Here is a 14,361-nt window from a genome sequence, read left to right as displayed (position 1 = left end):
AGGAAACGTAACGTGGATTATTCAGTTTCTAAAGATGCCTTGAAAGATAAAGTTATTCTGGTGACCGGTGCAGGAGATGGCATCGGTAAACAGGCCGCGATCTCGTACGCCGCGCACGGCGCAACCGTGATCCTGCTTGGCCGCACAGTGAAAAAACTAGAACACACCTACGATGAAATCGAAGCCGCAGGCTACCCGCAGCCAGCAATCGTCCCGCTGGATATGAAAGGCGCCACCAAGCAAAACTACATTGATATGGTAGACACCATTGAAGGCCAATTCGGTCGTCTGGACGGTGTACTGCACAACGCTGGCCTTCTGGGGGTGCTCAGCCCCTTTGATCAGATCGGCGAAGATACGTTTGATGATGTAATGCAAGTGAATGTGAAGTCTCAATTTTTGATGACACAAGCCCTGCTGCCCCTGCTGCACAAATCTGACGATGCGCGCATTGTGTTCACCAGCTCAACGGTGGGTCACGTTGGTCGTGCATTCTGGGGCACTTACTCAATTTCAAAGTTTGCGACCGAAGGCATGATGCAAGTGCTGGCAGACGAGCTGAGCGACAGCACCATTCGCGTCAACGCCATTAACCCCGGCGGCACCCGCACGGGCATGCGCGCCAAAGCGTTCCCGGCAGAAGATGCTGAATTACTGAAAACGCCGCTGGATATCATGCCGCTGTACGTCTATCTGATGGCGCCAGAAGGGCAAGCGGTCAACGGTCAGTGCATCGACGCACAGCCCAAAAAATAAACCAAAAACTCATTCTGAATTCAAAGCCTTGCTCAATCAGCAGGGCTTTGTACTTTCTGCCCCGCGACTTTTCTCTTGAATGTTCAACATAACGAAATATACTGTACAGATATACAGGTAAATTGTTATGTATGAACTGATCGAACACCTCAAAAACAAACACTGGTTATGGCAAGGCTCTGACACGCCGTGCGAGCCGCCTTCTCATGCCACAGGCTTTGCCGAACTCGACCACCAGTTGGCTGGCGGTTTTCCAGCACACGGCGTGATTGATATTCAGTCGGCCTGCGGCATCGGTGAACTGCGTCTGCTGTTTCCTTACCTGCAGCAGCACCATGAGCGCCTGACGGTGCTGATCAACCCGCCGGGGCAAGTGCATGCCGAAAGCCTGCAACACGCCGGAATCCATCTCGATAACGTGTTGATTCTCACCCCGCAAACTACCAAGGAAGCGTTGTGGTCAGCCGAGCAATGTGCGCGCAGCGGCGCTTGCAGCCAAGTGCTGTTGTGGCAGGACAAACTGGAAGTGCATCACGCGCGCCGTCTGCAAGTGGCGTGTGAAACTGGTGACTGTTTGCAGTTCCTGTTCCGCTCGCGGCAAGACAGCCTGTTTTCTTTGCCCGTGACCATGACACTCGTCCTGAGCGCCCATCCTCAAGGCGTGGAAGTGCGTGTTCCCAAACGTCGTGGCGGCTGGCCATTGGGCGCTTTCTCGGTCTCGATGGCTGAGCGCTGGCAAGCGCTCACATTGCCCCGACCCACGTCGGTGGTGGTGCCGTTTCCGCTGCGCAAGCAAGGCTGATGATGACGCTGTGGATCTATCTTCATTTTCCTGCGCTGCAACTCGATACCGTGTTTGCGCCAGCGGCAGAAACAGAGCCAGCAGCTCCGGTGGTGATTGTCGATGGGCGCGTGCATCAAGTGGTGCAAGCCAACGAACTGGCTTTCAACCAAGGCATCACGCTGGGCATGGGGCTTGGCAGCGCGGCCGCATTGTGCGCGGGGCTGCAAGTACATCCTTACGATGCCGAGATTGAGCAACGTGCGATGGAAGAAATTGCGCAGTGGCTCTATTTGGTCACTTCCGATATCGCCCTGTATCCGCCGCAGGGACTCTTGCTGCGCGCAACCAATATGCTGTCGCTCTATGGTGGGCTAACCGCTTATTGGCGCACACTCAGCCATCATCTAGATCAACGCGGCGTGCGTTACCACTACGGGTGCGGTTTCTCACCGTTGAGCGCCATGTTGCTCGCCAAAAGTGGCACCAATCTGATTGAAGCGGATACGACCATCTTGCGCCAAAAGGTCGGCCGCTTTCCACTGACCGCCACCGAACTAGAGAGCAAACACACCGATAAACTGGCGCGCGTCGGCATTCGAGACATCGATAGCTTGCTCGCGCTGCCGATGCAGGAGATCGCGCGCCGCTTTGACATCGATTTAGTCAACTATGTTGGCCGGCTGCTGGGACAGTTCAAACACCCGGTCAGTTTTTATCATCCACCGGAAGCGTTTCACAGCCATCTGGAACTGCTGTATGAAATCGACAACGTGCAGTGGCTGGAAAAGCCGCTGCGCCGCCTGCTCACTCGGTTGGAGCTGTTTCTGACGCTACGCAATCAGGTTGCGTTCGAGCTGAAACTCACGCTGACGCAGCGTGACAAAATTCAGCACAGCGTGACGTTCACCTCCGCACGCGGCGATTATCAGGCGGAAAAATGGGCGCAGTTGTGCCGCTTGAGCATGGAATCGCTGCTGCTGGAACATCCGGTCGTCAGCCTGACGTTGCACGTGGTGCGGGCGGGCCTTGCCGAGCAGACTGCCGAAGATTTTTTCTCGGGCATCAAAGGCCAGCAAAGCCCGTTGGAACTGATCACGCTTTTACAAGCCAAACTCGGCCCATCACACGTGCACAAGTTGCAACTGAGTGATGATCCAAGGCCGGAAAAACGCAGTCGCTATGTCCATCCCAATGCCCATCCCAATGTGCATCCAACCACGACAACAACCAAGCCACTACGGCGCGCCGAATTGCGCCCCAGCCTGCTGTTACCCGAGCCGCAGCCGCTGTGCGAAGCGGTCTCGTTGATTCATGGCCCGGAACGCATCGCGACCGGTTGGTGGGACGGTCACAATATGATTCGTGATTATTTTATCGCTCGCACCGAGCAAGGGCGCTGGCTGTGGGTGTTTCGCACTCCCGAGCAGCAATGGTTTATTCACGGCCAATTCAGCTGAGGCAATCATGGTTTATGCAGAACTGTTCTGTCAGAGTAATTTCTCGTTTCTGACCGGCGCATCTCATCCCGAAGAATTGGTCATTCAGGCTGATTTTCTGCGCTATCACGCCATTGCGATTACTGATGAGTGCTCACTGGCTGGCGTGGTTCGCGCCCACACCGCCATAAAGCAGCAACAACTGGGCATCAAGCAGATTGTCGGTAGCCTGTTTCAGCTCAATGACGAGTGCCGCTTTGTGTTGCTGTGCCCGAATCAGGACGCGTATGCCGAACTGTGCCGCATCATCACCAATGCTCGGCGGCGCAGTGAGAAAGGCCAATACAAACTGTCGGAATGGGATGTGATGTCGGCGCGCCACTGCTTGGTGATTTGGTTGCCGAGCCACACCGAGCGCGACAAACACTGGGGGCAATGGCTGACTCAGCATCATCCCCACCGATTATGGCTGGGCGTACAGCGCCACCTTGGCCCGCAAGACAGCGCTTACCTCGACCATTGCCGCACGCTGGCACAAGCATTCGATCTCCCCATAACCGCGTGCGGCGGCGTACTGATGCACAACGCGACCCGCCTGCCTCTACAGCACATTCTGACTGCCATTCAACGCGGCCAGCCGGTTGAACATATTCAGGCTCATTTGGTGAGCAATACCGAGCGTGCGCTGCGCAGTCAGGCCAAGCTGAGTAAACTGTTTCCGCCCGAATGGCTGCAAGAGAGTGTGCGCATTGCTGAGCGCTGCGAATTCCAGTTGGGCTCGCTTCACTACCGCTACCCCAGCGAGTTGGTGCCCGATGACCACACGCCGATGGCTTATCTGCGCCAGCTCGTCAAACAAGGAAAAGCGCTGCGCTTTCCGCACGGCGTGCCCGCTGACATCAGTGCCACGATTGAAAAAGAGCTGACGCTGATTGATGAGCTCGATCTGCCCTACTACTTTCTCACCATTCACGACATTGTGATGTTCGCCAAACGCAGCGGCATTCTTTATCAAGGGCGCGGTTCGGCGGCCAATTCCGTGGTGTGTTATTGCCTTGAAATCACCTCGGTGGACCCCCGCCAGATCAGCGTGCTGTTTGAGCGCTTCATCAGTAAAGAGCGCCAAGAGCCGCCGGATATTGATGTCGATTTTGAACACGAGCGGCGCGAAGAGGTGATTCAATATCTGTATCGCAAATATGGCCGTGAGCGAGCAGCTTTGGCGGCGACGGTGATCAGCTATCGCTTTAAAAGTGCCGTGCGCGATGTGGGGAAGGCGCTCGGCATTCATGAAGCGCAACTCGATTTTTTCATCAAGAACGTTAACCGCCGCGATCGCGGTTTGGGCTGGCAAGCGCAGCTCACTGAACTGGGCTTGGAACCGCAGTCGCTCAAAGGACAGCAGTTTATTGAGCTGGTCAACGAGCTGATCGGCTTTCCACGTCATTTATCGCAGCACGTCGGCGGTTTCGTGATTTCCTCCGGCCCGCTGTACGAACTGGTACCGGTTGAAAACGCCGCCATGCCGGAACGCACCATTATTCAGTGGGATAAGGACGATTTGGAAAGTCTCGGGCTGTTTAAAGTCGATGTGTTGGCGCTTGGCATGTTAACCGCGATTCGCAAGTGCTTTACCTGCATTGAGCAGCAGTATCAGCGCAAACTCAGCATTGCCGACATCACTCGCCTGCAGGATGATGCCAACGTGTATGGCATGATTCAACGCGCCGACACCATTGGCGTGTTTCAGATTGAATCGCGCGCCCAGATGAGCATGCTGCCGCGCCTGAAACCGCGCTGCTACTACGATTTGGTGATTCAGATTGCGATTGTGCGTCCCGGCCCGATTCAGGGTGACATGGTGCACCCGTTTCTCAAGCGGCGCGATGGCATTGAAGACGTCACCTACCCGTCAAAAGAGGTGGAAGCGGTACTCCAACGCACCATGGGCGTACCGATTTTCCAAGAGCAAGTGATCAAAATTGCCATGGTCGCCGCTGGATTTTCGGGCGGTGAAGCCGACCAATTACGCCGCGCCATGGCGTCATGGAAGAAAACTGGCGAGCTGGCGAAATTTCGCACCAAGCTGATCAACGGCATGCTGGCGCGAGGTTATGAGCTGGCGTTTGCCGAGCGGATTTATGATCAAATCTGCGGCTTTGGCGAATACGGTTTTCCGGAAAGTCATTCCGCCTCATTTGCCGTGTTGGCGTACTGCTCGGCGTGGCTGAAATACTACTATCCGGAAGCATTTTATACCGCGCTGCTCAATAGCCTGCCGATGGGGTTTTACAGCGCTTCGCAACTGGTGCAGGACGCGCAGCGCCATGGCATCAAGGTGCTGCCGGTGTGCGTGAACGCCTCGCAGTGGGATCATCAGGTGGTCGAACATGAACAGCAACAGGCAATGCGTCTTGGCCTGAGGCAGGTGAAAGGCTTCAGCGAACAAGGCGCGCGGTTGCTGCTGAGCGCTCGTCCGGCGCAAGGGTTTCATCACCCGGCGCAGCTGAAACGTTGCGGGCTCACCCAAAAGGACATGGAATCGCTTGCATCAGCCAACGCGCTGCACAGCTTTGCGCATAATCGCTATGCAACCCGCTGGTCGATGATGGATTCGCTCTCCGATTTGCCGCTATTTGAACAACTCGACGAAGCCGCGCCGGCGCTGTATCAACAACCGAGTGACATGGATACCTTGATCGAAGACTACGCTTCGCTCGGTTTGTCGCTCACCCAGCATCCCGTGTCCTTGCTCGATACTGCAGGCGAGCTGGGACGTTTTAGCCGCATGCGCGATTTGGCGCAGTTGCCGCACAAATCGCTGGTCACCGTGGCAGGAATCGTCACCGGACGCCAGTCCCCTGGCACGGCGGCGGGCGTGACTTTTTTCACGCTGGAAGATGATACTGGCAACATCAATGTGGTGGTATGGCAGGCCACTGCGCGGGCGCAAAAAAGCGCCTATATCAGTGCAAAAATGCTGATGGTGAAAGGGATTTTGGAACGCGAAGGCAGTGTGATTCACGTCATTGCTGGGCGGCTTATCGACCTGACGCCAAAGCTCCAACAGCTACACACTCAGTCGCGGGATTTTCATTAACGTTGCGCGCTGTGTCGGCTTCACCGACAAAAAAAGCGCTGACCATTCAGCGCTTTCGAATTGAAATGTATGGAGCTACGATTACAGAATTTCGCGCATGCGATCTTGCACCGCTTCCACCAATCGGTCCGGCTGGAACTTGGAGATAAACCGGTTACAGCCAACCTTCTGTACCATGGCTTCGTTAAAGCTGCCACTCAAAGACGTATTGAGAGTAATGAACAGGTCTGCCATGCGCGGATCGCTGCGCACTTCATGCGTCAGTTTATAACCATCCATTTCCGGCATTTCGGCATCGGTGATCATCATCAGCAGCTCTTTGTTGATGTCTTTGCCTTTATCACACCAGCTTTTGAGTAGCTTCAATGCTTCCAGACCATCGCGACATTCGATGATGTTCAACCCCAGTTGTGACAGCGTGCCTTTGACCTGATTACGTGCCGTTGAGGAATCATCGACGATCAAAATGTTGCGACCCACCATTTCATCCACCAGCGCCGGATCCAACACCTCTTCTGAGATCGACACATCGTAGTCGATGATCTCGGCCAGCACTTTTTCAACGTCGATGATCTCAACGATTTGAGTCTGATCTTGCTCTTTAATGTGCGTAATCGCGGTCAGGTAGTTGGCGCGGCCGGCCGATTTGGGTGGCGGCTGAATTTCGGTCCATGCTGTGTTGATGATGTTGCGCACCTGCCCGACCAGAAAGCCCTGCACGGTACGGTTGTATTCGGTGATGATCAGATTTTGCTCTGGGTTTTCCAGACGCGACGGTGGAAACCCGATTGCGCGGCGCAAATCGATGATCGGCACCGGGTCACCACGTAGCGACGCCACACCAGTAATGTTCGGGTGCGACCCCGGCATTTTGGTGGTTTTCGGCATTTTGATGACTTCCCGAACCTTAAAAACGTTGATAGCAAAAATTTGGCGGCTATTTAAGCTAAATAGCAACAGTTCGAGGCGGTTTTCCCCCACCAGATTGGTACGCTGATCGACCGTATTTAAGATACCCGACATACAAAATCCCAAGAAGAAGTAGAGACGCACTGTTATAGCTACACAGTATAGCTATATTTGTGGCTGGTAAATGTAACCTGAACGGCAAATGTAAACCGGGGAAAGGAAAAAACGAAGAAAAACTTATCCTTCCACCACTTTCATCAATAATAAACCATCATACAACGCTTGTTTGATCAACGCGGCGCCCGGCATGGTCGCTTGCTTGTAAAAGCGGGATTCTACCAGTTGCAAATCTTGATGATAAACCGGCAGGCTTTGCTCTTCGATGCAGCGCTGAATCGCAGGATACAACACGTTTTTCGCCTGATTGATGACGCCACCAATCAGCACTTTTTCCGGGTTGAACAGGTTAATCACAATCGCAATAGCCGAACCGAGATAACGGCCCAAGGTTTCCACCACATCGACCGCGAGCGGATCGCCTGCCGCTGCTGCCGCGCAAATGTCTTCAATCGTGATGTCATCGTGCGCTTTTTCGCTCAGCGATGACGCTTCACCAGCGGCAATACGTTCTGCCACTTGCTCACGAATCGCTTGTGAACTGGCCACGGTTTCCAAACAGCCAATATTGCCGCAATGGCAGCGTTTGCCCTGCGGATCAATCTGAATGTGGCCCAGCTCACCGATATTGCCATGACGCCCTTGCAGCACTCGACCATCAAGAATAATCCCCGCACCCAAACCATGGTGAATTGAAATCAAAACCGAGTTATCGACATCTTGCGAATGACCAAACAGCTTCTCCGCCAATGCCCAAGCGCGCGTATCGTTGGCCACAAACACTGGCAAACCGGTTGCTTTGTAAATCTCTGGCCCCAATGCCAAATTTTCCACATTGTAATGCGGCATTTGCAGCACGATGCCTTGATCGGAGTTGACCAAGCCCGGCAACGTAATCGCAATGCTGGTCACGCGACCCAGTTGCTCAGCATAGGTTTGGAAAAATTCATCAATTTCAAACAATAGCCGTTGCAGCACGTCATCTTGATCGATTTCATGAATATCAATTTTGGTGTCAATCAGGACATCGCCGCCTAACTCATGGAGCGCGATGGTCAGGTAGCCACGTCCGAGACGCATGGAAAGAAATTGCCAACCTTCATTGTTGGTTTGTAGCCCCACCGCAGGACGACCACGGCTGATGGCTTCTTGAACGGTGGTTTCGTGTATCAGGTGCGCTTCAATCAATTCGCGGGTGATTTTGGTGATACTTGCTGGCGCAAGTTCACTCTCTTTCGACAGATCGATGCGTGATATAGGACCTTTTTGGTCGATGAGTTTATATACACGGCCAGCATTGACCTGTTTGATGTGATCAATATGGCCTGGTTGAGCCATGTACATGGGGCGCTCCAGAATTCAGTAACCTGCCAATTTTTTTACTTTGCGAAGTAATTGTGAAGTCATTTGGTGAATAGCCGTGACAGGCATCACGCATATACTCGGAACTTTGTGTTTTCAGTCAAATAGTCATCCATTGATTCCCTGATTGAATGCCAGCTCAGCGGTTATTTTTCGTCATTAATTATCTTGTTGCAAAGCGTAAATATCGTTCAGAGCTCCCAAACTCTTCAAATATCTTGCATATACTTAAAACGTTTTACTTCCTCTGTCCGATCATTTCAGGAGATCAGAATGACCTCAGCATTACGAAGAACGAAAATTGTCACCACTTTAGGGCCTTCAACAGACAAAGGAGAAAATCTGGAAGCGATCATTCGCGCCGGAGCAAACGTCGTACGGATGAACTTCTCACACGGTTCGGCCGAAGATCATAAAATTCGCGCGCAAAAAGTCCGCGAAATTGCCGCCAAATTGGGTCGTCACGTGGCGATTTTGGGCGACCTGCAAGGGCCGAAAATCCGCGTTTCGACGTTTAAAGAAGGCAAAATTGAACTGGTTGAAGGTGAACGTTTTGTGCTGGATGCGGATCTCGCACCCGGCGAAGGGGATCAAGATGCGGTAGGCATCGACTACAAAAACCTGCCCAAAGATGTGCAACGTGAAGATATTCTGCTGCTCGACGATGGCCGCGTGCAGTTGTTGGTGGTCGCGGTTGAAGGCAGCAAAGTGCACACCACCGTCCTGGTGGGCGGCCCGCTGTCGAACAACAAAGGCATCAACAAAAAAGGCGGCGGGTTATCTGCCGACGCGCTGACAGAAAAAGACAAGCGCGACATTCAACTCGCAGCAGACATCAAAGTAGACTACCTTGCCGTGTCATTCCCTCGCAATGGCGCGGACATGGACTACGCTCGCCGTCTGGCGCGTGATGCTGGCCTTGAGGCGCGTCTGGTCGCGAAAGTGGAACGTGCCGAAACCGTCGCCAGTGATGAAAATATTGATGACATCGTGCGCGCATCAGACGTGATCATGGTCGCTCGCGGTGACCTTGGGGTGGAAATCGGTGACCCCGAATTGATTGGGGTGCAGAAAAAGCTGATTCATCGCGCTAAAGCGCTCAACCGCGTGGTGATCACCGCCACTCAGATGATGGAATCGATGATCACGAACCCGATGCCAACACGGGCCGAAGTGATGGACGTTGCCAACGCCGTACTCGATGGCACCGATGCGGTCATGCTGTCCGGTGAAACGGCTGCAGGGAAATACCCGGTCGAAACAGTGAAAGCGATGGCTGAAGTGTGCATCGGCGCGGAGAAAATGATTGAGTCCAATCAGCAGAACTACCGCATTGACCGCTCCTTCACCACCGCAGAAGAAACGGTGGCCATGTCAACCATTTACGCGGCCAACCACTTGGAAGGCGTCAAAGCGATGGTCACACTAACCGAATCCGGTCGCACGGCTCTGATGACCTCACGCTTAAATTCCGTGCTGCCAATCTTTGCGATGTCTCGCAATGAAGCAACGCTCAACCGCTGCGCGCTGTATCGTGGTGTGATGCCTTTTTACTTCGACAGCAAAAACGGCACTGGCTTTGAAGTCGCGCAAGCGGCATTGGAAGCCCTGAAAGAGAAGAAATTGTTGTCGTTTGGCGATCTGGTGATCATCACACAAGGGGACATCATGGAGGTGGAAGGTTCCACCAACTGCATGCGTATATTGCCCGTCCTTTAACCCGCACTCAGCAAAAAGGCCCGCTAAGCGGGCCTTTCTTCGTGATACAGCAATGAACGTGAAACAGGTGACGACGGTGGGCTATTCCCCGCGATCAGGATGAAGACCCGCCGCTTGCTTGAGCCGCTGTGATTTCAGCTCATTGGCATTCAGATAACTGCTGACAAACCGCATGCCCGCTTCACGGCCCAATTCATAATCATGCATCAAATCCTCGACACTGCTGAGCAGCGAACTGGATTTGAGCGGCGAACTGGGCGCGATTTGCACGATAAACGTGTCATCGGGCGGCGTTCGCAAAAAGTCACACGTCAGCGAATAGGTTTGATAGTGAACCATCAACATATCGGCGAGGCCCGAATCAAATTTGTCGCCAATGAGATGACTTAACCGATAAATATCATCGGCGCCAAACAGCCAGCGACCGCCGTTGAGTGTGCCAAGATGTTTGTGCTCCATTTTCGCTAACTTCGATTTTTCAATCTGTTGCGAGAAAAAGCTGTTCCAATCTTCTTTCCACTGCACCAGTTTGTTTTGCCACTGGTGCTGAATGGTGTTAAACGAATCTCGAAACCACTGCACTGGCTCATGGTCGGTTTCTAACGGCACGGGCGCCCCCGGCTCTTCATCCAGGCTCTCGGTACGAATGACCGCGATAAAGCGCGCTTCTCGGCGCCACGCTTCCTGCACGGGAATCGAAGCAGATACCCCACCATCGATGTACGGCTGATGCGCTAACTCCACTTCCCGCGGGTACAGCCGTGGGATCGCGCAGGTCGCGATCAGCACATCGCGCCATTGCGGGCCAAGAATCGGAAAATAGAAATCGCTCAGTGTGCGTGTCGAGGTGACCGCGGCAAACGCTTTTCGTTGCCCCAGCACCTGACGCCCCATGTCTAAGTCGAGACGATAAGGAAAGTCACAAATCCTATCCAGCGCCCAATCGAGGTTTAAATACTGCTTACGCCGAATGTAACTGAACAAATGAAAGAATTGCGGGTCGGTGGTGAGGTCGACAATAAACGACTTGCCCAGCTCGGGCTGACGGCACAGAAATGCACTGAGATTGAGCGCGCCGGCTGACGTGCCAAAAAATTCTTCAAATGGGTCAAAGTTGGACAGCATAAATGCGTCCAACACCCCAGCAGTAAAAATCCCTCGTTGCCCGCCCCCTTGAGCGACCAACGCATTTTTTCCGCCAATAAATTTGGAGAGTCGAGCTAAGTCGACTCGAGTGTCCAATTCAGAGACAGTTCCACTATTCATCATAAGCAGAACCCTTATTGCTTAACTTGTGATGGCGATAATTCCAAAGCCAATCAAAACTGCAAACACGGTCACTACGACACAAAGTGCAAATTTGAAATCGCGTTCCATACAACACCTCCTTCGTGATAACGAATTAATAACAGGGGTGCGAGACATGTTCAAGAATTGCTGGTTTTTCGTGCACGATTATGAAGTTACTATCACAATTACTCAACAGGTCGAGAAAAATTTCGAGGTTTGCCATGCGTTATCGGTATTTTATGCTTATCACGGCACTGGCCATCACGCCCACTCAGGCCGCAGTGTATCTGACGCCTTTTGTCGGCTACACCGCAGGCGGCAAGGTGGAGGACAGCCAACGTCAAAGCCACGCCATTCAAGGTTCGGAAAGCTATGCCTTGGCGTTAGAAGTGCCTTATGAAACCGGCCGTTTGGGGCTGTTATATGCCACCCAGCGCAGTGACATCAACACGCTCAGCGACACCATCGCCATGCACTACCTCCACTTTCAAAGCAGCATCTACTATCCTGCCGATGACAAACTCTCCAGCTACCTTGGGCTCGGTCTTGGCGCCTCATATGCCGATGCAGATTGGGTCGACGACAAATACGGGTTTTCCGCCAGCATCTTTACCGGGCTCGACTATCGTTTGTCACCGAACATCGCACTCAACACTCAGTTTCGTTGGTTAGGGACGGTGGTCGATAACGACACCAGTACGGTGTGCACGTTCGGCGATTCAGACCGTTGTGTGATTCGCTTCCAATCAGACTGGATGAATCAGTTCTCCGCCAACCTCGGTCTGACGATCCAGTTTTAACATCTGTTTTGCGACCAAGGTTAAAAAATGGAGAGATTCACTGGCGAGTGTATATTTTTCAGTCATACGCACTTTCATTAAATACAGTTATATCAATTGCAATCAGAGTTCATACCAGTTGAATCATTTATTGATTTCTGTTTATAACAAACATATAACTAATTAAAGCGCAAAAAAACAACAAAGAGGCCAACAACGCAGAACAAAATCATGTTTACAATCTATTGCCTTGTGCGAAAGATCTCTGTAGTCTCAAAACCAATGCGTAGCTGATTATTTCAGATTTCGCAAACACACATCGTAAAACTAAGAACAATATTCTGAGTTTTCTGCCAGCTAATAATATTTAAAACTAACTTTTTGCTGATTCATGGATGATAGAGCAAACTTTTAACACTCAGACCACATTCTGATTGGTTATTAACTATCATGATGAAATAAGCAGCACAAGCTGCAGAAAAGCTTCATACCTCAGGGAGTTGTAAAGGAGTAATCTATGAAGCGAGAACAATGGGGGTCCCGTGCCGGGTTTATCTTGGCAGCTGTCGGATCGGCAATCGGTTTGGGTAACATCTGGCGTTTCCCATACATGGCCTACGAAAACGGCGGCGGCGCCTTTTTCATTCCTTATCTGTTTGCCATGATCACTGCGGGTATTCCGTTCATGATCCTAGAATTCTCTATGGGTCAAAAACACCGCGGTTCGGCCCCGAAAACCCTAGCACGCATCAATGCAAAATTTGAGTGGCTTGGTTGGTTCCAAGTGGGAATTGCCGCCATCATCGCCGTGTACTACGTGGCAGTTATCGGTTGGGCGATTTCATACTTTGGCCTGTCATTTAGCCAAGGCTGGGGAACCGACACCAACGCCTTCTTCTTCAGTAACTACCTCAACCTTGGTGACAACTCACCGACGAATCTAGGTAGTATCCAATGGAAAATTGCCATCGCGATGGCGATTGCATGGGCCATCACTTATGCCGCTATCGTTGGCGGTGTGAAATCCGGTATTGAACGTGCATCGAAAATCATGATGCCCGTGCTGTTCGTGATGGTGATTTTGCTCATCGCTCGCATGATCTTCCTTCCAGGTGCTTTGGATGGTGTGAACTACATGTTCGAACCCGACTTCAGCAAAATCTGGGATGTGAAAGTATGGGCAGCAGCTTACGGTCAGATCTTCTTTACCCTGAGTATCGGCTTTGCCATCATGCTGGCTTACTCAAGCTACTTGCCTGAGAAATCAGACATCACCAACAACGCGTTTATGACGGTGCTGATCAACTGCGGCTTCTCGATTCTGGCCGGTATCATGATCTTCTCTGTACTGGGCTACATGGCTCAAGAGCAAGGTAAACCGCTGACGGAAGTTGTTTCAGCAGGTGTCGGCTTGGCCTTCGTCACTTTGCCAGCAGCCATCAACTTGCTGCCAGCGCCATACATCCTTGGCCCACTGTTCTTCCTTGCTCTTGTGGTTGCTGGTTTGAGCTCGCACATTTCGATTCTGGAAGCGGTTACGTCAGCCATCATCGATAAACTGGGCTGGAGCCGTAAGAAAGCAGCCAACGTGGTGATTGGTGTCGGTTTCATCGTCTCTATGGCGTTTGCGACCAACGGCGGCCTGTTGCTGCTTGATTTGGTGGACCACTTTGCAAACAACGTGGGCATCATGGCCAGCTGTCTGGTTGAGTTGGTGCTGATGACTTGGTTGGTGAAAATCTCTGACGCGCGTAAATACGTGAACTCGATTTCTGATTTCAGTGTGGGTGTTTGGTTTGATATCTGTCTGCGCTTTATCTCACCGGTCATTCTGGCGATCATTGTCGCAACCAAGTTAAGAACGCTACTGACTGAAGGCTACGGCGGTTATGACCTAACACTGGGTTGGGTAATGATTGCAGCGCTACTGGTTGTCGGTGTTGCCGTTAACCTTACCAACCGCAAGGAGAGCTACTAATGACTACAAGTGCCATCATCATGATGATCATCGGTTTAGGCATTACCTGGGGTGGCGCAGCCATCTGCATTAAAAAAGCCATGGATAAACAGCAATAAACGCTGACCATTCAGACCCAAAAAAGCCGGCAT

General features: G+C 52.2%; 12 protein-coding genes. 8 read left to right on the top strand and 4 right to left on the bottom strand.

Translation table 11 applies throughout. The annotated features are described in order from the left end of the window. Nucleotides 1-12 precede the first annotated feature (12 nt). From ACF8PK_RS03745 to ACF8PK_RS03730, 4 genes are all read left to right on the top strand, one after another. Nucleotides 13-756, top strand: a complete 744-nt coding sequence (locus ACF8PK_RS03745) for a YciK family oxidoreductase (protein ID WP_055466032.1) — start codon at nucleotides 13-15, stop codon at nucleotides 754-756. 127 nt (nucleotides 757-883) lie between these two features. Beyond that, the gene (gene imuA, locus ACF8PK_RS03740; RefSeq protein WP_004725043.1) at nucleotides 884-1,558 is read left to right on the top strand and encodes a translesion DNA synthesis-associated protein ImuA; all 675 of its coding nucleotides are present in this window, start codon (nucleotides 884-886) and stop codon (nucleotides 1,556-1,558) included. Nucleotides 1,559-1,560: 2 nt separating this feature from the next. Continuing rightward, the gene (locus ACF8PK_RS03735) at nucleotides 1,561-2,997 is read left to right on the top strand and encodes a Y-family DNA polymerase (protein WP_392440605.1); all 1,437 of its coding nucleotides are present in this window, start codon (nucleotides 1,561-1,563) and stop codon (nucleotides 2,995-2,997) included. A gap of 7 nt (nucleotides 2,998-3,004) precedes the next feature. After that, entirely contained in the window at nucleotides 3,005-6,076 is a 3,072-nt protein-coding gene (locus tag ACF8PK_RS03730; RefSeq protein ID WP_392440106.1) for an error-prone DNA polymerase, read from the top strand. Between the two features lie 81 nt (nucleotides 6,077-6,157). Here ACF8PK_RS03730 and ACF8PK_RS03725 read toward each other — a convergent pair whose 3' ends face one another. Then, nucleotides 6,158-7,099 (bottom strand): chemotaxis protein CheV, encoded by a 942-nt coding sequence (locus tag ACF8PK_RS03725; protein WP_004725040.1) that lies wholly within the window; start codon nucleotides 7,097-7,099, stop codon nucleotides 6,158-6,160. A gap of 123 nt (nucleotides 7,100-7,222) precedes the next feature. Next, nucleotides 7,223-8,446, bottom strand: coding sequence for an ROK family protein (locus tag ACF8PK_RS03720; protein ID WP_014204688.1), 1,224 nt, complete (start codon nucleotides 8,444-8,446; stop codon nucleotides 7,223-7,225). 291 nt (nucleotides 8,447-8,737) lie between these two features. Between ACF8PK_RS03720 and pyk the strand changes: the two genes are divergently transcribed. Next, entirely contained in the window at nucleotides 8,738-10,183 is a 1,446-nt protein-coding gene (pyk, locus tag ACF8PK_RS03715; RefSeq protein WP_158107593.1) for a pyruvate kinase, read from the top strand. A gap of 81 nt (nucleotides 10,184-10,264) precedes the next feature. Here the strand turns inward: pyk and ACF8PK_RS03710 are convergent, their stop codons facing one another. Together ACF8PK_RS03710 and ACF8PK_RS03705 are read right to left on the bottom strand one after the other, a co-directional pair. Beyond that, a complete protein-coding gene (locus ACF8PK_RS03710) occupies nucleotides 10,265-11,452 on the bottom strand; it encodes a patatin family protein (RefSeq protein WP_014204687.1) in 1,188 nt (395 codons plus the stop codon). A gap of 18 nt (nucleotides 11,453-11,470) precedes the next feature. Continuing rightward, nucleotides 11,471-11,560 (bottom strand): YnhF family membrane protein, encoded by a 90-nt coding sequence (locus ACF8PK_RS03705; protein WP_038150903.1) that lies wholly within the window; start codon nucleotides 11,558-11,560, stop codon nucleotides 11,471-11,473. 152 nt (nucleotides 11,561-11,712) lie between these two features. Here ACF8PK_RS03705 and ACF8PK_RS03700 point away from each other — a divergent pair, with 152 nt between their 5' ends. The 3 genes from ACF8PK_RS03700 (at nucleotide 11,713) to ACF8PK_RS03690 (ending at nucleotide 14,328) form a co-directional block, all read left to right on the top strand. Further along, complete coding sequence (locus tag ACF8PK_RS03700; protein ID WP_392440102.1) at nucleotides 11,713-12,273, top strand: porin family protein; 561 nt, start codon at nucleotides 11,713-11,715, stop codon at nucleotides 12,271-12,273. 496 nt (nucleotides 12,274-12,769) lie between these two features. After that, the gene (locus tag ACF8PK_RS03695) at nucleotides 12,770-14,230 is read left to right on the top strand and encodes a sodium-dependent transporter (protein ID WP_004725026.1); all 1,461 of its coding nucleotides are present in this window, start codon (nucleotides 12,770-12,772) and stop codon (nucleotides 14,228-14,230) included. After that, the gene (locus ACF8PK_RS03690; RefSeq protein WP_086027259.1) at nucleotides 14,230-14,328 is read left to right on the top strand and encodes a MetS family NSS transporter small subunit; all 99 of its coding nucleotides are present in this window, start codon (nucleotides 14,230-14,232) and stop codon (nucleotides 14,326-14,328) included. The genes ACF8PK_RS03695 and ACF8PK_RS03690 overlap by 1 nt, the downstream gene beginning before the upstream one ends. The last annotated feature ends 33 nt before the right edge of the window (nucleotides 14,329-14,361 follow it).

The sequence above is a fragment of the Vibrio sp. CJQ_6 genome, from assembly GCF_043106745.1.
Taxonomy (GTDB): Bacteria; Pseudomonadota; Gammaproteobacteria; order Enterobacterales; family Vibrionaceae; genus Vibrio; species Vibrio furnissii.
This window is presented reverse-complemented; position numbering and strand designations above follow the sequence as displayed.